Origin of the sequence: Tolumonas auensis DSM 9187 (assembly GCF_000023065.1) — a bacterium.
GTDB lineage: Bacteria > Pseudomonadota > Gammaproteobacteria > Enterobacterales > Aeromonadaceae > Tolumonas > Tolumonas auensis.
The window spans coordinates 2,455,550-2,478,244 of record NC_012691.1 but is presented as its reverse complement, the minus strand read 5'-3'; the positions used below and the strand labels follow the sequence as shown (position 1 = coordinate 2,478,244).

Genomic DNA, 22,695 nt, shown 5'->3' with positions numbered 1-22,695 from the left:
TGGTGGGTTAACTTGAAAATTGCGGTTCAGCCCCCACTTAATAAATAACGGTTTAAATGTAGTAAGAAATTCTGGAGACATATCAAAATGGGTAGAATCATCGGTATTGACTTGGGCACCACCAACTCATGCGTGGCTATTCTGGATGGTGACACGGCTCGTGTAATTGAAAATGCGGAAGGCGATCGTACAACTCCTTCCATCATTGCTTACACCGATGATGGTGAAATTCTGGTTGGTCAACCAGCAAAACGTCAGTCAATCACTAACCCGAAAAACACCCTGTACGCAATCAAGCGTTTGATTGGCCGTCGTTATGAAGACGAAGAAGTACAGCGTGACATTAAAATTATGCCATTCGACATCGTGCGTGCTGATAACGGCGATGCATGGGTAGACGTAAAAGGTCGCAAACTGGCTGCACCACAGATTTCAGCTGAAGTGCTGAAAAAAATGAAGAAAACAGCCGAAGATTTCCTGGGTGAGCCAGTCACTGAAGCAGTTATTACTGTTCCGGCTTACTTCAACGATGCGCAACGTCAGGCAACTAAAGATGCTGGTCGTATCGCGGGTCTGGACGTAAAACGTATCATCAACGAACCAACTGCAGCCGCTTTCGCTTACGGCGTAAACAAAGTGCAGGGCGAACGTAAAATCGCTGTTTATGACTTGGGCGGTGGTACATTCGATATTTCCATCATCGAAATTGATGAAATGGACGGTGAAAAAACCTTCGAAGTTCTGTCTACCAACGGTGACACCCACTTAGGTGGTGAAGACTTTGATAACCGCCTGATCAACTATCTGGTAGATGAATTCAAACGTGAGCAGGGCATCGATCTGCGTAAAGATCAGCTGGCACTGCAACGTCTGAAAGATTCTGCAGAAAAAGCAAAAATTGAACTGTCATCTGCTCAGCAGACCGAAGTAAACCTGCCGTATATCACCGCAGATGCTACTGGTCCTAAGCACATGAATATCAAAGTAACCCGTTCTAAACTGGAATCTCTGGTTGAAGATCTGGTTAAGAAAACTATCGAACCACTGAAAACAGCACTGAAAGATGCGGGTTTATCAGTCAGCCAGCTGGATGACATCATCCTGGTCGGTGGTCAGACTCGTATGCCGATGGTGCAAAAAGCGGTTGCTGATTTCTTCGGTAAAGAGCCTCGTAAAGACGTAAACCCTGATGAAGCGGTAGCAATGGGTGCGGCTATTCAAGGTGCGGTACTGGCTGGTGAAAAACACGACGTACTGCTGCTGGACGTTACCCCGCTGTCACTGGGTATCGAAACCATGGGTAGCGTGATGACTACGCTGATCGAGAAAAATACCACGATCCCAACTAAGAAATCACAGGTGTTCTCTACAGCAGATGACAATCAGTCAGCAGTAACTATCCATGTACTGCAGGGTGAGCGTAAACGTGCGACTGATAACAAGTCTCTGGGTCAATTCAACCTGGAAGGCATCCGTCCTGCACCACGTGGCTTGCCACAGATCGAAGTAACTTTCGATATCGACGCGGATGGTATTTTGCATGTTTCTGCGAAAGATAAAGAAACAGGTAAAGAGCAGAACATCACTATTCAGGCATCTTCTGGTCTGTCTGATGATGAAATTCAGCGCATGGTACGTGAAGCGGAAGCTAATGCAGCTGAAGACAAGAAATTCGAAGAGTTAGTTCAGGCGCGTAACCATGCCGATGCGTTGATCCATGCTACTCGTAAGCAGATCACCGAAGCAGGTACTGCGTTGCCAGCGGATGAAAAAGCGAAAATCGATGCAGCAGTAAAAGCATTGGAAGATGCACTGAAGAGCGAAGACAAAGCAACCATCGAAGCTAAACAGCAAGAGCTGATGACCGCATCTCAGAAACTGATGGAAATTGCTCAACAGCAAGCACAGCAGCATCAGCATGCACATCAAGGCGCTGACGCTGGTGCAGATACTGCTGGTGGTAAAGCACATGATGACGTTGTCGATGCTGAATTTGAAGAAGTTAAAGACGACAAAAAATAAGCATCATTAACAGCTATTGGCAGTAATCACGGGCGTTGGGAGACCAACGCCCGTCTGTCTATACAAAAAGGTATGGATGACTCACTATGGCAAAGCGAGATTATTACGAAATATTAGGGGTTGAACGCTCTGCCGATGAGCGGGAAATCAAAAAAGCTTACAAGCGACTGGCGATGAAGTTCCACCCGGATCGCAATCCCGACAACCCTGAATCAGAAGAAAAATTCAAAGAAGCTAAAGAAGCATACGAAATTCTCTCTGATGCTCAAAAACGCGCAGCGTATGACAAATTTGGTCATGCAGGTGTTGATCCGAATCAGGCTGGCCCGGGTGGTTTTGGCGGTGGTGCTGATTTTGGTGATGTATTCGGCGATATCTTTGGCGATATCTTTGGTGGTGGTCGTCGTAGTCAGCGAGCTGCACGAGGTTCTGATCTGCGCTACAACATGGAACTGACTCTGGAAGAGGCTGTTCGGGGTGTAAGCAAAGAGATCAAAGTTCCTACGCTGGTAGAGTGTGACGAATGTCATGGCTCAGGTGCCCGTACGGGAACATCAGCACAAACCTGTCCAACCTGCCACGGTTCCGGCCAGGTACAAATGCGTCAGGGTTTCTTCGCGGTTACACAAGCGTGTCCACACTGTCATGGTAAAGGTAAGATCATCACTGATCCGTGCCGTAAATGTCATGGCGATGGCCGTGTGCAAAAAACCAAAACCCTGTCCGTTAAAATTCCGGCTGGCGTTGATACAGGTGATCGTATCCGCTTGGCTGGTGAAGGTGAAGCAGGCGAGTTTGGTGCTCCAGCCGGTGATTTGTACGTACAGGTTCATGTAAAAGAGCATCCGATTTTTGTTCGTGATGGCAATAACCTGTACTGCGAAATCCCGATCAGTTTCACCACGGCTGCTTTGGGTGGCGAAGTTGCAGTGCCGACTCTGGATGGCAGAGTAATGCTTAAGATCCCTGTTGAAACACAGACTGGCCGTATGTTCCGCCTGCGTGGTAAAGGGGTTCGCTCATTACGCTCTGGTGCTGAAGGTGATCTGCTATGTAAAGCTGTGGTGGAAACACCGGTAAAACTCAGTGACGAGCAGAAAGAATTACTGAAGCAACTTGAAGATTCACTGAACGGTTCAGGTGTGAAAACACATAAGCCAAAAGCAGATGGATTCTTTGAGGGCGTAAAACGATTCTTTGATGATCTGACAGGCTAATAATGCGGGTGTCTGTTTGTTTCGGGCAGGCGCTGAGGTATAGTCGGGTATTCCATTTTGTAGTGAGATGATATGAGTTTTTCATATCATCTTTCTCTTATTGCGTTTTCTTAACGCTAAGAAAGAACGATTAGGTCCAAGGTTATGAATCAGACTCCAATGACCGTGCTCGGCGCGGAGAAATTACGCGAAGAACTCGAGTATTTGAAGACAGTACAACGCCCACAAATCATTCAGGCAATTGCGGAAGCCCGCGCGCATGGTGATTTGAAAGAAAATGCAGAATATCACGCAGCCCGTGAGCAGCAAGGTTTCTGTGAAGGTCGCATTCAGGAAGTTGAAGCCAAGCTATCTAAGGCTCAAATCATTGATGTGACTAAATTGCCAAAAAATGGCCGCGTTATTTTTGGTGCAACAGTTACTGTGTTGAAATGCGATACAGAAGAAGAAATTACCTACCGGATCGTTGGTGATGATGAGTCTGATATCAAGTCTGGTTTGCTCTCTATCAATTCGCCGATTGCTCGTGGCTTAATCGGTAAAGAAGTCGATGACGTAGCAACTATCACGACGCCTGCAGGCAAAGTTGATTTTGAAATTGTTCAGGTTGAATATATCTGACGGCTGTGCAGGATGACGCCATCTGCTACTGAAACAAAGCAGCAGATGGCGTTGTTAGTTACTTCGGAATATGGATTTTCTTTTCTTCGGAAGGACGGAACAGAGTTAAGACATTCCCCATCACCTGCACCTGTACCGCATTGGTTTCGCGGACAATCGCGTCAACGATCAATTTCTTGGTTTCGCGATCAGCGGCAGATACTTTAACCTTGATTAGCTCATGGTGGTTTAGTGCCGCATCTATCTCGGCCAGCACACCTTCAGTCAGTCCATGCTGTCCCAGCATGACAACTGGTTTCAGATCATGAGCCAGTCCTTTCAAATATTGCTTTTGTTTGGTTGTTAAATTCATGGCACTATTTCTTCTTTATTAAATATTGAAAACGCCACATTTTAACCCCATCTACACTTTAATACTAATAGGGTTCGTTCCCAGAGTCGTTTACATGAGTAAAAAGAAGCGTACCGCCAGCTCAACACGTTGGCTAAAAGAACATTTTGATGACAAGTATGTGCAGCAGGCACAAAAACAGGGGCTGCGATCCCGTGCTGTATTTAAAATTGATGAGATTCAGCAAAAAGACAAATTGATCAAACAAGGCATGACGGTCGTAGATCTTGGTGCCGCTCCCGGAGGCTGGTCACAGTTCTGTGTTGAACAGGTCGGACCTCATGGCAGGGTGATAGCATGCGATATTCTACCTATGGATCCAATCGCCGGCGTAGATTTTCTACAGGGCGATTTCCGTGAAGAGGCAGTATTAAGTGCATTGCTGGGACGGGTTGGCGAACAGAAAGTGGATATTATTCTTTCTGATATGGCACCCAATATGTCCGGAACTCCGGCTGTGGATCAGCCACGGTCGATGTATCTGGTGGAACTTGCGCTGGAAATGTGTAAACAGGTTCTGGCTGCCAAAGGCAGCTTTGTGGTAAAAGTGTTTCAGGGTGCTGGTTTTGAAGAGTACCTAAAGGAAGTCAGATCATTGTTTTCTGTGGTCAAAATTCGTAAACCTGATTCATCACGATCCCGTTCGCGGGAAGTCTATATTGTGGCTACAGGTTTCAAACTGTAGTAACCTGAAACTATCTTAGCCATCAATTGCGAGGTTAGAGAATTGAGTGATATGGCGAAAAACCTGATCCTGTGGTTAGTTATCGCAGTAGTACTGATGTCATTGTTCCAGAGTTTTAGTCCCAGTGATAACTCAGGACGGCAGTTGGATTATTCCAGTTTTGTCCGTGATGTGGCACAAGATCAAATTCGTGAAGTGCACATTGATGGCAAGGTAATCAATGGTCAGAAGCGTGACGGTGAGAAATTCACGACTGTTATGCCGATGCAGGATAATCAGCTGATTAATGATTTGCTGAATCATAACGTTCGCGTTGTTGGTGATAAACCTGAAGAGCCTAGCTTGCTGGCAAGCATTTTCATTTCCTGGTTCCCAATGCTTCTACTGATTGGCGTATGGGTATTCTTCATGCGTCAGATGCAAGGCGGTGGCGGAAAAGGCGCCATGTCTTTTGGTAAAAGCAAAGCGCGGTTGATGGGTGAAGATCAGATCAAAACGACTTTTGCTGATGTCGCAGGGTGTGATGAAGCTAAAGAAGAAGTGAAAGAGCTGGTCGATTATCTGCGGGATCCATCCCGGTTCCAGAAACTGGGCGGTAAGATACCTAAAGGTATCCTGATGGTCGGTCAACCGGGTACAGGTAAAACTTTGCTGGCAAAAGCGATTGCTGGTGAAGCTAAAGTCCCGTTTTTCTCCATCTCAGGTTCTGATTTCGTAGAAATGTTCGTTGGTGTCGGTGCCTCCCGTGTCCGTGATATGTTCGAACAAGCGAAGAAAGCATCTCCGTGCATTATCTTTATCGATGAAATTGATGCAGTAGGTCGTCAGCGTGGTGCAGGTCTTGGTGGTGGTCACGATGAACGTGAGCAAACACTGAACCAGATGCTGGTTGAAATGGATGGTTTTGAAGGTCACGAAGCTATCATTGTGATTGCGGCAACTAACCGTCCTGATGTACTTGATCCTGCATTACTGCGTCCGGGCCGTTTTGACCGTCAGGTTGTTGTTGGCTTGCCGGATGTCCGTGGTCGTGAACAGATCCTGAAAGTTCATATGCGCAAAGTGCCACTGGGTGATGATGTTGATGCATCACTGATTGCTCGTGGTACACCGGGTTTCTCCGGTGCCGATTTGGCCAACCTGGTCAATGAAGCCGCTCTGTTTGCTGCACGAGGTAATAAACGTCTGGTTAGCATGGCTGAATTCGAGCGTGCGAAAGATAAGATCATGATGGGTGCCGAACGTAAGTCCATGGTGATGTCTGAATCAGAAAAAGAGATGACGGCATATCATGAGGCAGGTCATGCCATCATTGGTCGTCTGGTACCGGAACATGATCCAGTCTATAAGGTATCGATCATTCCTCGTGGTCGTGCCTTGGGTGTAACCATGTATCTGCCGGAACAGGATCGTTGGAGTCATTCAAAGCAGTATCTTGAGTCAATGATCTCCAGTCTCTACGGTGGCCGTTTAGCCGAAGAAATTATCTATGGCAGTGAAAAGGTAACTACCGGCGCATCAAATGACATTGAACGTGCCACTGAATTAGCCAGAAAAATGGTGACACAGTGGGGGATGTCTGATCGGTTAGGTCCAATGCTGTATGCAGAGGAAGACGGTGAAGTTTTCCTGGGTCGGTCAATGGCCAAAGCGAAGCATATGTCTGATGATACGGCTCGTATTATTGATACCGAAATCAAACAGATCATCAACCGTAACTATGATCGCTCAAAACAACTGTTATTAGATAACATGGATGTTTTACATGCGATGAAAGATGCGTTGATGAAGTATGAAACCATTGATGCACATCAGATTGATGATCTAATGTGCCGCAGAGAGGTGCGGTTACCTGCGGATTATGAGCGTGATTATAATTCGCAGAACGGCGGCGGTGCAGCTACAACAGGCACTGAAAGTAACTCTGCTAATAACGACAGCAATAATAGCTCAACACCTTCTGATACCTCGCATTAGTATTGTTTAGCATTAACCCCAGACAGTTAGTCTGGGGTTTTTTTATTGGAGAAAAATGATGATATTGACTGGCTGTGGACGTGATCTGGATCTGTCGCAACCAAGAATCATGGGGATCCTGAATATAACTCCAGATTCATTCTCTGACGGTTCTCATTTTAATCAACTGGATAAAGCCCTGTTTCGAGCAGAACAGATGGTGGCTGAAGGCGCGGATATTATTGATGTTGGCGGAGAGTCAACCCGGCCAGGTGCAGCTTATGTGTCTGAACAGGAAGAACTGGATCGTGTTGTTCCGATCATTGAACAGTTGTCCCGTAAACTGAATGTTATGATCTCTGTCGATACCTATAAGCCAGCAGTTATGGCAGAAGCCTGCCGTGCCGGTGCTCATCTGATTAATGATATCAAAGCATTACAGGAAGAAGGTGCGCTGAATGTTGCTGCTGCAAGCGATGCACTAATCTGTCTGATGCATATGCAGGGCGATCCGGAAACCATGCAACAGCAACCAGCTTACACAAATGTGATCACTGAAGTGTCATCCTTCCTCAATAACCGGGTGAATGCTTGCCTTCAGGCCGGCATCTCAGCTGAAAAGCTGATTCTCGATCCTGGCTTTGGGTTTGGTAAAACATTAGAGCAAAACTATGAGCTGCTGGGCCGAATGAAAGAATTAGATTTTCAATATCCGGTCTTGGTTGGCATGTCACGCAAAAGCATGATCGGAAACTTTCTGAACTGTTCTGTTGATGAGCGATTATCCGGAAGTATTGGTGCGGCACTCTATGCACTTACGCAGGGCGCGCGTATTATCCGTGTTCATGATGTACGGGCTACCCGTGATGCGGTTCGGGTCTTCTGGCATGCTCAGCAATACCAGATATCACATACTAACTAAACTTATCCGGATAAAACGAATGAGCAGAAAATATTTTGGTACAGATGGGGTTCGCGGCAAGGTCGGTGAAATGCCGATCACTCCTGATTTTGTAATGAAGCTAGGTTGGGCTGCGGGTAAAGTGCTGGCGAAGCAGGGCAGTAAGAAAGTATTAATCGGTAAAGATACCCGCATCTCCGGCTATATGCTGGAAGCTGCGCTGGAAGCCGGGCTTTCTGCCGCGGGTTTGAAGCCCGTATTGCTTGGCCCTATGCCTACGCCTGCGGTGGCCTATCTTACCCGAACTTTCCGCGCTGAAGCGGGTGTGGTTATTAGTGCTTCACATAACCCTTACTATGATAACGGAATTAAATTTTTCTCTGCACAAGGCACCAAGCTGCCGGATGAAATCGAGAATGCCATTGAAAAAACAATGGATGAAGACATTCGTTGTGTAGAGTCTGCACAATTGGGCAAGGCATCACGTATTGATGATGCTCCCGGCCGCTACATTGAATTTTGTAAGAGTACATTTCCAGGTGAGCTAAACCTGGATGGGCTGAAAATTGTGGTGGATTGCGCCCATGGCGCTACGTACCATATTGCGCCATCAGTATTCCGTGAATTAGGTGCTGATGTTATCACCATGGGTTGTGCTCCGGACGGACTGAATATCAATGATCATGTGGGGTCTACGGCACCACAGGCCTTGGTTGAACGAGTTTTACAGGAAAAAGCGGATCTCGGGATTGCTTTTGATGGGGATGGTGATCGCCTGATTATGGTCGACCATACCGGATATGAAGTCGATGGTGATGAGCTGTTATACATTATTGCCTGTGATCTGCAGCAACAGGGATCATTGACCGGTGGGGTTGTGGGCACCTTAATGACAAATATGGGGCTGGAAGTAGCTTTAGCTAAGCGTGATATTCCATTAGTGCGTGCTAAGGTTGGCGATCGCTATGTTATGGAACTTCTGCAGGAAAAAGGCTGGCGTCTGGGTGGTGAAAATTCCGGACACATTATCTGCCTGGATCAGACTACCACCGGTGATGGAATTGTGGCTGCTTTGCAGGTACTAAAAGCGGCCAGCCGCGCGGGAAAAACATTGTTTGAATTACGCAGCGATATCAGAAAATTCCCGCAAATTCTTATCAATGTCAGATTTGTCGGAGATCATGATCCTTTGTTGTCAGCTTCAGTGCAGCAAGCGGTACGTGATGCAGAGAAAATATTAGGACAGACTGGCCGCGTCTTGCTACGCAAATCAGGTACAGAACCGCTGCTTCGGGTCATGGTTGAAGGTGAAAATGAACAGCAGGTCCGGCAATTAGCTGAAAAGATTGCCGCAGAGGTTACCGCTGCTAAATAGTCATTTTTTGTTGTAAAAATATGCAATTAGTCGGCTTTTTTGAAAATCTGCTTGTCAGCATCAGAAAGGCTGGCTAGTATTGCCTCGCTTTCGCGGCCATGCTAGGAATAAAACTAGCGAGATTGAGAATTTATTTTTTCGATGCTAGTATCCTGCCGCTTTGCATTGCTGAAACAGCAAAATTGTTCGCTTACGGGCGTCAGAGGAATAACATGTACGAAGTTCTGCTGGTAGTTTATTTGTTAGTTGCTATTGCACTGGTTGGTCTGGTGCTGGTACAGCATGGTAAAGGTGCCTCAATGGGTGCTTCTTTCGGTGCTGGAGCTTCTAATACAGTCTTTGGTTCATCTGGTTCAGGTAACTTCCTGACCAAAAGCACTGCGATTTTGGCAATTTTGTTTTTTGTGATCAGCCTTGCTTTAGGTGCGATGACTAACAATCGTAATAAGCCTGCTGACAACTGGTCTGATCTGACAAAACCTGCTACTACTGAGCAGACTGTTGATAAACCAGCAGAAAAAGCTGTAGACGTTAAGAAAGACGCTGACGTTCCAAATTAAGATTTAAGCCCAGCTGGTGGAATTGGTAGACACGCTATCTTGAGGGGGTAGTGCCAGTAGGCGTGCGGGTTCAAGTCCCGCGCTGGGCACCAATTTAGTTGATAGCACTAACCTCAGTGTGCTATTATATGCGTAATTTGACGCGGGGTGGAGCAGCTTGGTAGCTCGTCGGGCTCATAACCCGAAGGTCGTAGGTTCAAATCCTGCCCCCGCAACCATTTTATATGATCACTATTTAAGGGTGATCAGGCTCAAGGCCCCAGTTCTTTGAACGGGGCTTTTTGTTATCCGGATTCTGTTACCACCACTCTGGTGGGCATAATATTGGGCCGTCGATGCCCTTTTTTTATTTATGGAGGGTCTATTGGCTACCTTGGAACAACGCCTGACAGAATTACTTGATGCACCTATCGTTGCATTAGGCTATGAGTTGTGGGGAATTGAATTTATCCGTGCCGGTAAACATTCTACTTTGCGTGTTTATATTGATCATGCGAATGGAATTTCGGTAGATGACTGTGCTGAAGCCAGTCATCAGGTGAGCGCATTACTGGATGTGGAAGATCCGATTACCACTGAGTATTACCTCGAGGTTTCATCACCTGGTATGGATCGACCATTACTCAAACCAGAACATTTTGCTCGGTATATCGGCCAGGTGGCGACGGTGACATTGCGGATGGCAGTGAATAACCGACGCAAATATAAGGGTACCATTAAGCAGGTTGACGGAGAGATGATCACCCTGACTATTGATGGCCGAGATGAAATTCTGGCCTTTGCCAATATTCAACAGGCAAACCTGATCCCGAACTTTGATTGACGAGGCTATTGGATAATGAATAAAGAAATCCTTTTAGTTGTTGATGCCGTTTCCAATGAAAAGGCAGTACCTCGCGAGAAGATTTTCCAGGCACTGGAAACCGCGTTGGCAACAGCAACCAAAAAGAAATATGAAGGCGATATTGAAGTTCGCGTCACAATTGATCGTAAAACCGGCGATTTTGATACTTTCCGCCGCTGGCAGGTCGTGGAAGGTGATGGGATCATGCAGAATCCATATCGCGAGATTTCATTAGATGCTGCTCAGTATGATGATCCATCGATTCAGTTAGGCGATTATGTCGAAGAACAAGTAGAATCTATTACTTTCGACCGTATCACCACACAAACTGCAAAACAGGTTATTGTTCAGAAAGTCCGTGAAGCTGAGCGTGCGCAGATTGTTGAACAATTCCGCGATCAGGAAGGCACTATCGTTACCGGTGTCGTGAAAAAAGTAAACCGCGACAGCATCATTATGGATCTGGGTAGTAACGCTGAAGGCGTTCTGTATCGTGAAGATATGCTGCCGCGTGAATCATTTCGTAACGGCGATCGTGTCAAAGGCTTACTGGCTGCGGTCAAACCGGAAGCGCGTGGTTCACAGCTGTTTATCAGCCGTACTCACCCTGATTTTCTGAAAGAATTGTTCCGCATCGAAGTACCTGAAATTGGTGAAGAAATCATCGAAATTAAAGGTGCGGCGCGTGATCCTGGTTCCCGTGCAAAAATTGCAGTTAAGACCAATGATCGTCGTATTGATCCGGTTGGTGCTTGTGTTGGTATGCGTGGCGCCCGCGTGCAGGCTGTTTCCGGTGAATTAGCTGGTGAACGTATTGATATTGTCTTGTGGGATGATAATCCTGCTCAGTTCGTTATCAATGCAATGGCGCCGGCTGATGTGGCATCTTTAATCGTTGATGAAGATAACCACACCATGGATATCGCCGTGATTTCCAGCAATCTGGCTCAGGCAATTGGCCGTAACGGACAGAACGTGCGTCTGGCTTCTCAGCTGTCAGGCTGGGAATTGAACGTGATGACTGTTGAAGATATGCAGACTAAACATCAGGCAGAAAAAGATCGTATTCTGACGTTGTTTACACAAGCTCTGGATATCGATGATGACTTTGCAGAATTGCTGGTTGAAGAAGGTTTCTCTACTGTTGAAGAGATTGCCTATGTTCCTTTAAGCGAACTGCAACGTATCGACGGACTTGATAATGAGCAAATTGAAGAGCTGCGTGAGCGGGCTAAGCAGGCTCTGAGTACACAGGCTCTGGCTAAGGAAGAAACTTTAGCCGGTGCTAAGCCAGCTGATGATCTGCTGGCATTACAAGGTATGACGCTGGATCTGGCCTATGAACTGGCTGCCCGTGGTATACCGACTCTGGAGGACTTGGCTGAACAAGGTATCGACGATCTGAGTGGTATCCCGGGAATGACCGAAGAAAAAGCCGGTGAATTGATTATGGCAGCTCGTAATATCTGCTGGTTCGGCGAGCAGGCAGAGTAAACTGCGGAGGGTAGTGAATGGCCGATTTATCAGTAAAACAACTAGCCATTGAAGTGGGAACGCCGGTTGACCGGTTAGTACAACAGTTTAAAGATGCAGGCTTAAATAAAGATGCAGATGCAATGGTAACAGAGCATGAAAAACAAGCTCTGCTGGAGCATCTGAAAAAGCAACATGGTGCTGATAATGCAGAGCCTAAACGTATGACTCTGCAACGTAAAACCAAAGGTACCCTGAGTGTTCCGGGTGCTGGTGGTAAAAATAAAGAAGTTCAAATTGAAGTACGTAAGTCGAAGACTTATGTTCATCGTTCTGTAATTGACGAAGCTCAACAACAGAAAGAAGCAGAAGAAAAGGCGCGTCAGGAAGCTGAAAAAACGCGTCAGGAAGAGTTAGCCAAAGCTGAACAGGCGCGTAAGGATGCGGAAGCCAAAGCCCGCAAAGAAGCCGAAGAAAAAGCGCGCAAAGAAGCTGAGGCCAGAAAACAATCGACAGAAGCTGCTGCTGATGATGCAGCAAAATCTCCGGATGAGAAGGCCAGAAAAGTGAAAGCTGAGGCAGATAAACGCGCAGATGAAAATGCCAAGCGAGAAGCAGAAGCATTACGCAAGAAACAAGAAGAAGAAGCTCAACGTAAAACCGAGTTGGAAGCTCAACGTAAAACCGAGTTGGAAGCACAGCGTATTGCTGAAGAAGCTCGACGTTTAGCTGTAGAAAATGAAGGTCGTTGGGCTGCTGAAGAAGAAGCTCGTCGTCGTGCCGAACTGACTGATGATGTTGGTGAAGCTGCGTCGAAGTTTGTTAAAGAAGCAGAAGCCGAACGCGAACGTCAGGATGAGAGCAAAGGCCGTCGTCGTACTGGTGTCGTTAAAGCCAAAAAATCTCCGCATGAAGAAGCTCGTGAAGAGCGTAATTCCCGTGCGAGAAAAGGCAAGCGCGCTAAAGTGCATACGCCAAACTCTATGCAGCATGGTTTCCAGAAACCGGCTCAGCCTGTTAACCGCGATATCGTGGTAGGTGAAACCATCAGTGTCGGTGAACTGGCACAGAAGATGGCAGTCAAAGCGGTTGAAGTCATCAAAGTGATGATGAAAATGGGCGCTATGGCGACCATCAACCAAATCATCGATCAGGAAACAGCACAGCTGGTTGCGGAAGAAATGGGTCACAAAGTTACCCTGCGCCGCGAAAACGAGCTGGAAGAAGCTGTATTGCAGGATCGTGATTCTACTGCTACCCGTGAAGGCCGTGCTCCGGTAGTAACTATCATGGGCCACGTTGACCATGGTAAGACTTCTTTGCTGGATTATATCCGTAAAGCAAAAGTAGCATCCGGTGAAGCGGGTGGTATTACCCAGCACATCGGTGCATACCATGTAGATACTGAAAACGGAAGTATCACCTTCCTTGACACCCCTGGTCACGCCGCGTTTACCGCAATGCGTGCCCGTGGTGCACAGGCTACCGATATCGTTGTTCTGGTAGTTGCAGCTGACGATGGTGTTATGCCTCAGACTGTTGAAGCAATCCAGCATGCTAAAGCCGCTGGCGTACCAATCGTGGTTGCTGTGAACAAGGTTGATAAGCCTGACGCAGATCCGGATCGTGTAATGAACGAATTGACTCGTTACAGCGTTATTCCGGAAGAGTGGGGCGGTGAAAACCAGTTCGTTAAAGTATCAGCGAAAAGTGGTGAAGGGATTGATAACCTGCTGAACGCAATTCTGCTGCAGTCTGAAGTTCTGGAACTGGGTGCTGTCCGTGATGCGATGGCCAGCGGTGTGGTTATCGAATCTCGCCTGGATAAAGGTCGCGGTCCGGTTGCAACAGTTCTGGTTCAGGAAGGTACTCTGCATCAGGGCGATATCGTTCTGTGTGGCTTTGAATATGGCCGCGTTCGTGCAATGCGCGATGAATTAGGTCGTAGCATTGATGCTGCAGGTCCTTCAATTCCAGTGGAAATTCTGGGTTTGTCCGGTGTGCCGTCTGCTGGTGATGAAGCAACTGTTGTTCGTGACGAGAAGAAAGCGCGTGAAGTGGCTCTGTATCGTCAGGGTAAATTCCGTGATGTGAAACTGGCTCGTCAGCAGAAAGCAAAACTGGAAAATATGTTTGCTAACATGACTGAAGGTGAAGTTTCTGAACTGAATGTTGTGCTGAAAGCGGACGTACAAGGTTCTGTTGAAGCAATTGCAGATTCTCTGAATAAACTGTCCACTGACGAAGTTAAAGTCAGAATCATCGGTTCCGGTGTGGGCGGGATTACAGAAACTGACGCAAGTCTGGCTGCTGCTTCTAACGCAATCGTTCTGGGCTTCAACGTTCGAGCTGACGCTTCTGCGCGTAAGATCATCGAATCTGAAAGCATCGATCTGCGTTATTACTCTGTTATCTATGATTTGATTGATGAAGTTCGTCAGGCAATGAGCGGTATGCTTGCGCCGGAATATAAACAGCAAATCATTGGTCTGGCTGAAGTTCGCGATGTATTCCGTTCACCGAAATTCGGCGCTGTTGCTGGCTGTATGGTGACTGAAGGTACAGTGAAACGTAATAGCCCGATCCGCGTATTGCGTGATAACGTGGTCATCTATGAAGGTGAACTGGAATCACTGCGTCGCTTTAAAGATGACGTACCTGAAGTTAAAAACGGCTACGAATGTGGTATCGCTGTTAAGAACTACAATGATGTTCGCCCAGGCGATCAGATTGAAGTTTACGAGACAGTCGAAATTCAGCGTACGCTATAATCAGTTCCGGGGGCTTGAATGCCCCCGTTTGTTCCGGAGCTAAAAATGGCAAAAGAATTTGGTCGTGCAGATCGGGTTGCGCAACAAATTCAGCGTGAAATTGCTGTGATTCTGCAACGTGAAGTGAAAGATCCCCGTGTTGGTATGGTGACTGTCTCTGATGTTGAATTGACTCGCGATTTGCAGCACGCCAAAATTTTTGTGACCTTCTTTCTGAATGAAGTAGATGACATTGAGGCCGGCGTCAAAGTGCTGAATGATGCTTCAGGTTATATTCGTATTCTGATGGGTAAAGCGATGAAACTGCGCGTAGTGCCGGAAATTCGCTTTGTCTATGACAAAACATTGGTTGAAGGGATGCGAATCTCCAACCTGGTTACTAACACTGTTCGTGATGATCAGCTTCGCCGTGGCGAGTCGCCGGATCAAAACGAGGAGGATCGTGATTAAAGATGTCTCGACGACGTCGCTTCAAAGGTCGTGATGTACACGGCATTATACTGCTGGATAAGCCTGGCGGTATCACTTCGAATGATGCGCTGCAACAAGTGAAGCGTATCTATAATGCAGCAAAGGCCGGACATACCGGTGCTTTGGATCCGCTGGCCACGGGTATGCTTCCAATCTGTTTTGGTGAGGCTACCAAATTCTCTCAATTCCTGCTGGATGCTGATAAGCGTTATCAGGTTACTGCACGGTTGGGTGTTCGCACTGATACCAGTGATTCCGAAGGTTCTGTTGTTTCGGTTCGACCGGTGGATGTGAGCGAAGATCAGCTGGCGCAGGCACTGGATAAATTCCGTGGTGATATCATGCAAGTGCCATCGATGTTTTCTGCATTAAAACATCAGGGACGCCCTTTGTATGAGTACGCGCGTGAAGGCATTGAGATTGAACGTGAAGCACGTCCAATCACAATATATTCACTGGAATTAAAAGCTTTTTCCGGGGAAGAGATTTCTCTGGAAGTTCACTGCTCCAAGGGAACCTATATTCGTTCTTTGATCGATGATTTAGGTGAACTGTTAGGTTGCGGTGCGCATGTTATCCAGTTGCGTCGTACTCAGGTAGCCTGCTACCCGAACGACAAAATGCTGAATCTTGAAAAATTGAACGAGATCCTGGATGAATGCCGGGAACAAGGTGTTCCACCTCGTGAACGACTCGATCAATACTTGTTGCCGATGGACAGCGCTGTTTACAGCTTACCGGAAGTCAATATGCCGCCAGTACTGGCCGCTTATGTGACACAGGGACAAGCGGTAATGGTGCCTCATGCTCCAATAGAAGGGTTTGTCCGTATGACGGTAGGCCCGGAAGCCGAATTTATCGGCGTTGGTGAGATCGACGATGACGGTAAAGTTGCGCCACGTCGTTTAGTCCGCATCGGTGGCGATATGCCAGATGCAGAGGAACAAGCTGAGTAGCTTGTCTGTGATTACAGCTGTGCTAGAATGCGCAGCTTCTCTGTGGGCTGAATTAGTGATCGGCTCACAGTCCATTAAACTCAGGAGTACACTATGTCACTAAATGCTGAAACTAAAGCCAAGATCGTTGCTGATTTCTCTCGCGGTACCAATGACACTGGCTCGCCAGAAGTTCAGGTTGCCCTGCTGACTGCTCAGATCAACCATCTGCAAGGCCACTTCTCAGTACATTCTAAAGATCACCACGGCCGTCGTGGTCTGCTGCGTATGGTTTCTCAGCGTCGTAAACTGCTGGATTACCTGAAACGCAAAGATGATGCGCGTTACAAAGATCTGATCTCTAAACTGGGTCTGCGTCGCTAATTCATACTTAGTGATTACTAATAAAAGGAGGCTTTTGCCTCCTTTTGTTTTTTCGTGACAGAAATGACAATTCCGCCAGAATTATATCTGAAGTCGATCTATCCCTAATTACCTATTGTGCTCGCCTTCAGCTATAATAAGCGCGCATTTTGAGCGACGAAATTAATAAAAGGAAATTCACGTGAATCCTATTGTAAAAACCTTCCCATATGGCCAGCACACTGTAACGATTGAAACAGGTGTTATGGCTCGTCAGGCAACTGCAGCTGTTATGGTCAGCATGGATGATACTGCAGTATTAGTAACTGTTGTTGGTAAAAAAGAAGCTGTTGAAGGTCGCGATTTTTTCCCGCTGACTGTTAACTATCAAGAGCGTACCTACGCAGCAGGCCGTATTCCGGGTGGTTTTTTCAAACGCGAAGGTCGCCCAAGCGAAGGTGAAACACTGACTGCCCGTCTGATTGACCGTCCTATTCGTCCTCTGTTCCCGGAAGGCTTCCTGAATGAAGTTCAGGTTGTGGCCACTGTTATGTCAGTAAATCCGGCGGTATCTCCGGATATCGTAGCGATGATCGGTACTTCTGCTGCGCTGGCTATTTCTGGTATCCCATTCAATGGTCCAATTGGTGCTGCCCGCGTTGGTTATATCAATGATCAATACATTCTGAACCCATCTGTTGTTGAGTTGCAGGAAAGCAAGCTGGATCTGGTTGTTGCTGGTACTGCAGCTGCCGTTCTGATGGTTGAGTCTGAAGCTGCTATCCTGCCGGAAGAAGTGATGCTCGGCGCGGTGGTTTATGGTCACGACCAACTGCAAACTGTTATCAAAGCAGTCAATGAATTTGCTGCTGAAGTTGGCACAAAACCTTGGAATTGGGTTGCGCCAGCAGCAAACGTAACACTGAAAGCAAAAATTGCTGAGCTGGCTGTTGCTGCAATTGGTGAAGCTTACCGTATTACTGAAAAAGCAGTGCGTTATGACGCGATTTCCGCATTGAAACAACGCATTGTTGCTGAAATTGTTGCTGCTGATGAAACTCAGGATGCAGGCGAAGTTGCTGATCTGTTCCATGAACTGGAAAGCGATGTTGTTCGTGGTCGTATTCTGCGTGGTGAACCGCGTATCGATGGCCGTGATCCACAAATGATCCGTGCTCTGAGCGTGGGTACCGGTGTTCTGCCACGTGTTCATGGTTCTGCACTGTTTACCCGTGGTGAAACACAGGCTCTGGTAGCTTGTACTCTGGGTACCGAACGTGATGCGCAAACCATTGATGAAATCACTGGTGAACGTACCGACCGTTTCATGCTGCATTACAACTTCCCACCATACTGTGTGGGTGAAACCGGCATGATGGGTTCACCTAAACGTCGGGAAATCGGTCATGGCCGTTTAGCTCGTCGTGGTGTGTCTGCTGTTATCCCTTCACAGGCTGAGTTCCCTTATGTTGTTCGTGTGGTTTCTGAAATCACCGAATCTAACGGTTCTTCTTCCATGGCTTCTGTGTGTGGTACTTCTCTGGCTCTGATGGATGCGGGTGTACCAATCAAAGCATCTGTGGCCGGTATCGCAATGGGTCTGGTAAAAGAAGGCGACAGCTTTGTTGTTCTGTCTGACATTCTGGGTGATGAAGATCATCTGGGCGACATGGACTTTAAAGTAGCTGGTACTTCTGAAGGTGTTACTGCATTGCAGATGGACATCAAAATTGAAGGTATCACTAAAGAAATCATGCAGATCGCACTGAAACAGGCTCGTGATGCGCGTTTGCACATCCTGACTGTAATGGACAAAGCGATCGGTGTTGCACGTGATGATATCTCTGATTTCGCACCTCGCATTCACACCATCAAAATCAATCCAGAGAAGATCAAAGACGTGATCGGTAAAGGCGGTTCTGTGATCCGTGCTCTGACTGAAGAAACCGGCACCACTATCGAGCTGGAAGATGATGGTACAGTGAAGATTGCTGCGGTAAGCGGTGAAGCTGCTCAGGAAGCGATCCGTCGCATTCAGGCGCTGACTGCTGACGTTGAAATCGGTCGTATCTACGAAGGTAAAGTAACTCGTCTGGCTGAATTCGGTGCGTTTGTGAACATTCTGCCAGGTAAAGATGGTCTGGTTCATATTTCACAAATCACTGATGAACGTGTGAAAGATGTTTCCGACTACCTGAAGGTAGGCGACATGGTTCGCACTAAAGTACTGGAAGTAGACCGTCAGGGCCGTATCCGTCTGTCTATCAAAGAAGCCAAACGTGATGAACTGCCTGCTGCTGAATCAGTAGCTGAATCTGCACCAGCACAGGAAGCTGTGGTTGAACAGGTTCCGATGACAGAATAAGCATCACTATTTATTGTTGCTCATAATAATCAGGACGCTTTTAGCGTCCTGATTTTTTTGTCTGTCAGAGTTGATTGAATTCGTTATCAGGCGATCCCTTCAATAATTGTTGGGATCGCCTGATAAGATGATTAAAGCTGATTCGTTGCAAACGAAGTCAGTATTTGCTCGACCAGTGAGAAACGGGTTTTGGCATCAGCGCTGGGCAGATTAAATCGCAGACGGGCCGGACCATCCATGCGGTACAGTCGTGGCTGACTCTGTATCAGGCCAACGATGAACACTGGATTGATCTTTGTTTCCTGACTGAAATCAATAAAGCCACCACGATCACCAATTTCGATACGTTTAAGACCTAATGGTTTCGCCAGTAAGCGGAAACGTGAAATCTGGATCAGATTTTGAGCTGACTGAGGTAACAGACCAAAACGGTCGATCAGCTCGATTTTCAATTCATCAATCTCTTCCTGGGTATTACAGCTGGCAATGCGCTTGTAGATGGACAAACGCATGTTTACGTCCGGAATATAGTCATCCGGCAGTAAGGCCGGAACCCGTAGTTCGATATCCGTATGATCAGAAAGCAGCTGATCCAGAGACGGTTCTTTGCCTTCCTTCAATGAATTGACTGCCTGCTCCAGCATTTCCATATAGAGGGTAAAGCCGATAGATTCGATCTGTCCGCTTTGTTCATCGCCTAGCAGTTCTCCTGCGCCACGGATCTCAAGATCGTGTGTTGCCAGCACAAAGCCAGCACCCAGATCTTCCAGTGACTCGATTGCTTCGAGACGTTTTACCGCATCTTTGGTCATCTGTTTAGGATGCGGCGTTAACAAGTAGGCATAAGCCTGATGGTGTGATCGACCGACACGGCCCCGGAGCTGATGTAACTGAGCCAAACCTAAATTATCAGCGCGATCCATGATGATGGTATTCGCACTGGGTACGTCGATGCCGGTTTCAATGATGGTTGTGCAAACCAGCAGGTTATAACGCTGATGATAAAAATCGGTCATGACCCGCTCCAGATCCCGTTCGCGCATTTGTCCATGGGCAATCGCAATCCGGGCTTCAGGTATCAATTCGCTGAGCAGTGCCGCAGTCTGGTCAATAGTTTCAACATTGTTATGCAGGTAGTAGACCTGACCACCACGTTTCAGTTCACGCAGGATAGCTTCGCGAACAACCGCTTTATCGTACTGGCGGACAAATGTTTTGATTGCGAGTCGCTTAGCCGGAGGTGTTGCTATTACTGACAGGTCGCGCATACCGGACAACGCCATGTTCAGCGTGCGCGGAATTGGTGTTGCGGTCAGGGTCAGAATATCCACATCGGCCCGCAATGCTTTGATTTTTTCTTTCTGACGGACACCGAAGCGGTGTTCTTCATCTACTACCAGTAGACCGAGATCCTTGAAACGAATATCCTCGGACAGCAGTTTATGTGTGCCGATAATGATATCGATTTTGCCTTCTGCCAGTGCTTCCATCGCGGCTTTCTGCTCTTTGGCACTTTTGAAACGACTCATCACCTCGATATTGACCGGCCAGTTGGCAAACCGATCGCGGAAGTTTTCGTAATGTTGTTGTGCCAGCAAGGTGGTAGGTACCAGCACGGCAACCTGCTTACCGGCATGGACGGCAACAAAGGTTGCCCGCATGGCCACTTCGGTTTTTCCGAAGCCGACGTCGCCACAAACCAGGCGATCCATGGCTTTAGCCTGACACATATCACCCAGCACTGAGTTAATGGCATTCAGCTGATCCGGTGTTTCCTCAAATGGGAAACCGGCTGCAAATTTACTGTAGGCCTGTTTGTCATGCCTGAATGCAAGCCCCGGTCTGGCCGCTCGTTTGGCATAGACATCAAGCAGTTCTGCTGCGACATCCCGGATTTTCTCAACGGCTTTTTTCCGGGCTTTCAGCCATGTTTCACCGCCTAATTTATGCAGGGGCGGGTTTTCACTGCCACTGTACCGGCTGATCAAATGCAAAGAGGTGACCGGGACATATAGTTTGTCGGCGCCGGCATATTCCAGTGTCAGATATTCAGCGGCAATACCGCCAGCATCTATGGTTTGCAGCCCGAGATAACGGCCAACCCCGTGATCAAGATGGACGACCGGTTGACCAATCGTTAATTCGGCCAGATTTCGTACGATAGCTTCGCTGTTGGTACTGGATTTTTTATCACGCCGACGGCGTTGTACAACTTTCTGCCCAAACAGTTCATTTTCACAGACCAGTGCGATACCCGCATCCGGCAGGATAAAACCATGTTCCAGCGGACTAACAATAATGGCATGCTGAGCAGTACCGCTGGCGAACTCATCGAATGAGTTCAGGATCGGCAATTTGAGTTGCAGTGGAGCCAGCAGCTCAAGTAAGGCTTCGCGGCGGCCTTCTGATTCCACCGAGAATAATATCCGGCCACCGAACAGGCTTAAAAAGCGTTGCAGTGCTTCCAGTGGTTCCTGTTGTTTCGCTTCTATTGTTAATTCTGGTAACGCATTGACCGGTAAATTAACCCGCCCGGCTTTTTCTTCTGCCGGTAATGTCTGGCAGTGAATTTGTGTCCGTTCTTTCAGAATGCCAAACAGCTGATCCACCGGCAAATAAAGCGTCGCGGGTGGTAGCAGCGGACGGCTTAAGTCATAACGGCGATCTTCATAGCGTTGCTGCACATCCAGCCAGAATTGTTCACTGGCCTGCTGAATATCGCCAACAGTCAGAATCAGACTGGAAGAGGGGAGATAGTCCAGCAGTGTAGCGGTCTGCTCAAAAAACAGCGGCAGATAGTATTCAATTCCTGCAGGCCATAATCCTTTACTGACCTGCTGGTAGACTGAGTCAGGTGCACGACTGGCGTCAAACAGTTCACGGAAACGCTGACGGAAGCCATCGATCGCATGTTTATCGGTAGGGAATTCGTGAGCGGGTAACAGGCGAACTTCTTTGACTGGATCATGTGAGCGCTGAGTATCCGGATCAAAGGCACGGATGGTATCAACTTCATCATCAAAGAAATCAATACGGTAAGGCTGCGATGAGCCCATAGGGAACAGGTCGAGCAGGGAGCCTCGGGCTGCGTATTCCCCATGCTCCAGTACCTGCTCGACGGCATTGTAGCCGGCATGTTCAAGCCGCTGCCGCAGATTGTGTAAATCGAGTTTATCACCGGGTTTGACCAGCAGACTGTAACCGTCAATGAAACCGGCAGGTGCTGTCCGGAGCATCAGTGTCGCTACCGGCAGGATCAGCAGACCTTGTTTCATCCTAGGAAGATGATAAAGGGTTTCTATACGCTGAGAGATAATATCCTGATGTGGTGAGAAGGTATCGTAAGGCAATGTTTCCCAGTCAGGAAACAACCGTACCGGAATGTTGTTCTCTTTGAGCAGAAAGCTGATCTCCTGCTCCAGATATAAGGCAGTTGGTGTGTCATTCACAACCAGCACTACCGGGTGATTTTGCGTTGTTACCAGCTCAGCAATCGCCAGAGAAAGACTGCTGCCATTTAATTGTCCGAAGGTAAGACGCTGATTCGCTTTTGCGTTCAGAGAAAAAGTAAAGTAATTGGTCATCAGTCAGATTCAGGTTAGTTAATGTTTTATTTTTGCCGGGTCACACGGATCGACAAACAGTGCAACACACTAAAATATTGCTCGCTCAAGGAGAACCTCTTGTTGAGCGGATGTCTTACCTTTATTATCCGCTAACTCTTGGATTGCGCAACGCTTGGAAA

17 protein-coding genes and 2 tRNA genes are annotated in these 22,695 nt (G+C 47.5%); 17 read left to right on the top strand and 2 right to left on the bottom strand.

Translation table 11 applies throughout. The features are described 5' to 3' along the window. Positions 1–87 precede the first annotated feature (87 nt). From dnaK to greA, 3 genes are all read left to right on the top strand, one after another. Complete coding sequence (gene dnaK / locus TOLA_RS11465; RefSeq protein WP_015879323.1) at positions 88–2,022, top strand: molecular chaperone DnaK; 1,935 nt, start codon at positions 88–90, stop codon at positions 2,020–2,022. A gap of 86 nt (positions 2,023–2,108) precedes the next feature. Next, entirely contained in the window at positions 2,109–3,239 is a 1,131-nt protein-coding gene (gene dnaJ, locus TOLA_RS11460) for a molecular chaperone DnaJ (RefSeq protein WP_015879322.1), read from the top strand. A gap of 144 nt (positions 3,240–3,383) precedes the next feature. Continuing rightward, positions 3,384–3,860, top strand: a complete 477-nt coding sequence (greA, locus tag TOLA_RS11455; protein WP_015879321.1) for a transcription elongation factor GreA — start codon at positions 3,384–3,386, stop codon at positions 3,858–3,860. Between the two features lie 58 nt (positions 3,861–3,918). Here greA and yhbY read toward each other — a convergent pair whose 3' ends face one another. Then, on the bottom strand, positions 3,919–4,212 hold the full coding sequence (yhbY, locus tag TOLA_RS11450) for a ribosome assembly RNA-binding protein YhbY (RefSeq protein WP_015879320.1): 294 nt from the start codon (positions 4,210–4,212) through the stop codon (positions 3,919–3,921). 94 nt (positions 4,213–4,306) lie between these two features. Between yhbY and rlmE the strand changes: the two genes are divergently transcribed. The 14 genes from rlmE (at position 4,307) to pnp (ending at position 18,950) form a co-directional block, all read left to right on the top strand. Then, the gene (gene rlmE, locus TOLA_RS11445; protein WP_015879319.1) at positions 4,307–4,936 is read left to right on the top strand and encodes a 23S rRNA (uridine(2552)-2'-O)-methyltransferase RlmE; all 630 of its coding nucleotides are present in this window, start codon (positions 4,307–4,309) and stop codon (positions 4,934–4,936) included. Positions 4,937–4,978: 42 nt separating this feature from the next. After that, a complete protein-coding gene (gene ftsH / locus TOLA_RS11440; protein WP_041609526.1) occupies positions 4,979–6,913 on the top strand; it encodes an ATP-dependent zinc metalloprotease FtsH in 1,935 nt (644 codons plus the stop codon). A 58-nt stretch (positions 6,914–6,971) separates the two neighbouring features. Then, entirely contained in the window at positions 6,972–7,814 is an 843-nt protein-coding gene (gene folP, locus TOLA_RS11435) for a dihydropteroate synthase (RefSeq protein ID WP_015879317.1), read from the top strand. A 19-nt stretch (positions 7,815–7,833) separates the two neighbouring features. Next, positions 7,834–9,168 carry a phosphoglucosamine mutase gene (gene glmM, locus TOLA_RS11430; RefSeq protein ID WP_015879316.1) on the top strand — a complete coding sequence of 445 codons (1,335 nt, stop codon included), beginning with the start codon at positions 7,834–7,836 and terminating at the stop codon, positions 9,166–9,168. Positions 9,169–9,380: 212 nt separating this feature from the next. Then, entirely contained in the window at positions 9,381–9,728 is a 348-nt protein-coding gene (secG, locus tag TOLA_RS11425) for a preprotein translocase subunit SecG (RefSeq protein ID WP_015879315.1), read from the top strand. A gap of 7 nt (positions 9,729–9,735) precedes the next feature. Further along, positions 9,736–9,820 (top strand) — tRNA-Leu (locus TOLA_RS11420). 49 nt (positions 9,821–9,869) lie between these two features. Continuing rightward, a tRNA-Met gene (locus TOLA_RS11415) sits at positions 9,870–9,946 on the top strand. Positions 9,947–10,092: 146 nt separating this feature from the next. Beyond that, the gene (gene rimP, locus TOLA_RS11410; RefSeq protein ID WP_015879314.1) at positions 10,093–10,551 is read left to right on the top strand and encodes a ribosome maturation factor RimP; all 459 of its coding nucleotides are present in this window, start codon (positions 10,093–10,095) and stop codon (positions 10,549–10,551) included. 15 nt (positions 10,552–10,566) lie between these two features. Next, entirely contained in the window at positions 10,567–12,066 is a 1,500-nt protein-coding gene (gene nusA, locus TOLA_RS11405; RefSeq protein ID WP_015879313.1) for a transcription termination factor NusA, read from the top strand. Between the two features lie 17 nt (positions 12,067–12,083). Beyond that, positions 12,084–14,816 carry a translation initiation factor IF-2 gene (gene infB, locus TOLA_RS11400; protein ID WP_015879312.1) on the top strand — a complete coding sequence of 911 codons (2,733 nt, stop codon included), beginning with the start codon at positions 12,084–12,086 and terminating at the stop codon, positions 14,814–14,816. 45 nt (positions 14,817–14,861) lie between these two features. Continuing rightward, positions 14,862–15,266: a 30S ribosome-binding factor RbfA gene (gene rbfA, locus TOLA_RS11395; RefSeq protein ID WP_015879311.1), complete on the top strand. Its 405-nt coding sequence runs from the start codon at positions 14,862–14,864 to the stop codon at positions 15,264–15,266. A 2-nt stretch (positions 15,267–15,268) separates the two neighbouring features. Beyond that, complete coding sequence (truB, locus tag TOLA_RS11390) at positions 15,269–16,243, top strand: tRNA pseudouridine(55) synthase TruB (RefSeq protein ID WP_015879310.1); 975 nt, start codon at positions 15,269–15,271, stop codon at positions 16,241–16,243. Between the two features lie 93 nt (positions 16,244–16,336). Further along, a complete protein-coding gene (gene rpsO, locus TOLA_RS11385; RefSeq protein WP_015879309.1) occupies positions 16,337–16,606 on the top strand; it encodes a 30S ribosomal protein S15 in 270 nt (89 codons plus the stop codon). A 181-nt stretch (positions 16,607–16,787) separates the two neighbouring features. Beyond that, positions 16,788–18,950: a polyribonucleotide nucleotidyltransferase gene (gene pnp / locus TOLA_RS11380; RefSeq protein WP_015879308.1), complete on the top strand. Its 2,163-nt coding sequence runs from the start codon at positions 16,788–16,790 to the stop codon at positions 18,948–18,950. A 131-nt stretch (positions 18,951–19,081) separates the two neighbouring features. Here pnp and mfd read toward each other — a convergent pair whose 3' ends face one another. Next, a complete protein-coding gene (mfd, locus tag TOLA_RS11375; RefSeq protein WP_015879307.1) occupies positions 19,082–22,534 on the bottom strand; it encodes a transcription-repair coupling factor in 3,453 nt (1,150 codons plus the stop codon). Between the last annotated feature and the right edge of the window lie 161 nt (positions 22,535–22,695).

Excerpts from the sequence above, each read along its gene's own strand:
- secG (WP_015879315.1), top strand. The coding sequence starts at position 9,381 with ATGTACGAAGTTCTGCTGGTAGTTTATTTGTTAGTTGCTATTGCACTG.
- rbfA (WP_015879311.1), top strand. The coding sequence starts at position 14,862 with ATGGCAAAAGAATTTGGTCGTGCAGATCGGGTTGCGCAACAAATTCAG.
- rlmE (WP_015879319.1), top strand. The coding sequence starts at position 4,307 with ATGAGTAAAAAGAAGCGTACCGCCAGCTCAACACGTTGGCTAAAAGAA.
- mfd (WP_015879307.1), bottom strand. The coding sequence starts at position 22,534 with ATGACCAATTACTTTACTTTTTCTCTGAACGCAAAAGCGAATCAGCGT.
- yhbY (WP_015879320.1), bottom strand. The coding sequence starts at position 4,212 with ATGAATTTAACAACCAAACAAAAGCAATATTTGAAAGGACTGGCTCAT.
- folP (WP_015879317.1), top strand. The coding sequence starts at position 6,972 with ATGATATTGACTGGCTGTGGACGTGATCTGGATCTGTCGCAACCAAGA.
- dnaJ (WP_015879322.1), top strand. The coding sequence starts at position 2,109 with ATGGCAAAGCGAGATTATTACGAAATATTAGGGGTTGAACGCTCTGCC.
- rpsO (WP_015879309.1), top strand. The coding sequence starts at position 16,337 with ATGTCACTAAATGCTGAAACTAAAGCCAAGATCGTTGCTGATTTCTCT.
- truB (WP_015879310.1), top strand. The coding sequence starts at position 15,269 with ATGTCTCGACGACGTCGCTTCAAAGGTCGTGATGTACACGGCATTATA.
- infB (WP_015879312.1), top strand. The coding sequence starts at position 12,084 with ATGGCCGATTTATCAGTAAAACAACTAGCCATTGAAGTGGGAACGCCG.
- glmM (WP_015879316.1), top strand. The coding sequence starts at position 7,834 with ATGAGCAGAAAATATTTTGGTACAGATGGGGTTCGCGGCAAGGTCGGT.
- dnaK (WP_015879323.1), top strand. The coding sequence starts at position 88 with ATGGGTAGAATCATCGGTATTGACTTGGGCACCACCAACTCATGCGTG.
- greA (WP_015879321.1), top strand. The coding sequence starts at position 3,384 with ATGAATCAGACTCCAATGACCGTGCTCGGCGCGGAGAAATTACGCGAA.
- nusA (WP_015879313.1), top strand. The coding sequence starts at position 10,567 with ATGAATAAAGAAATCCTTTTAGTTGTTGATGCCGTTTCCAATGAAAAG.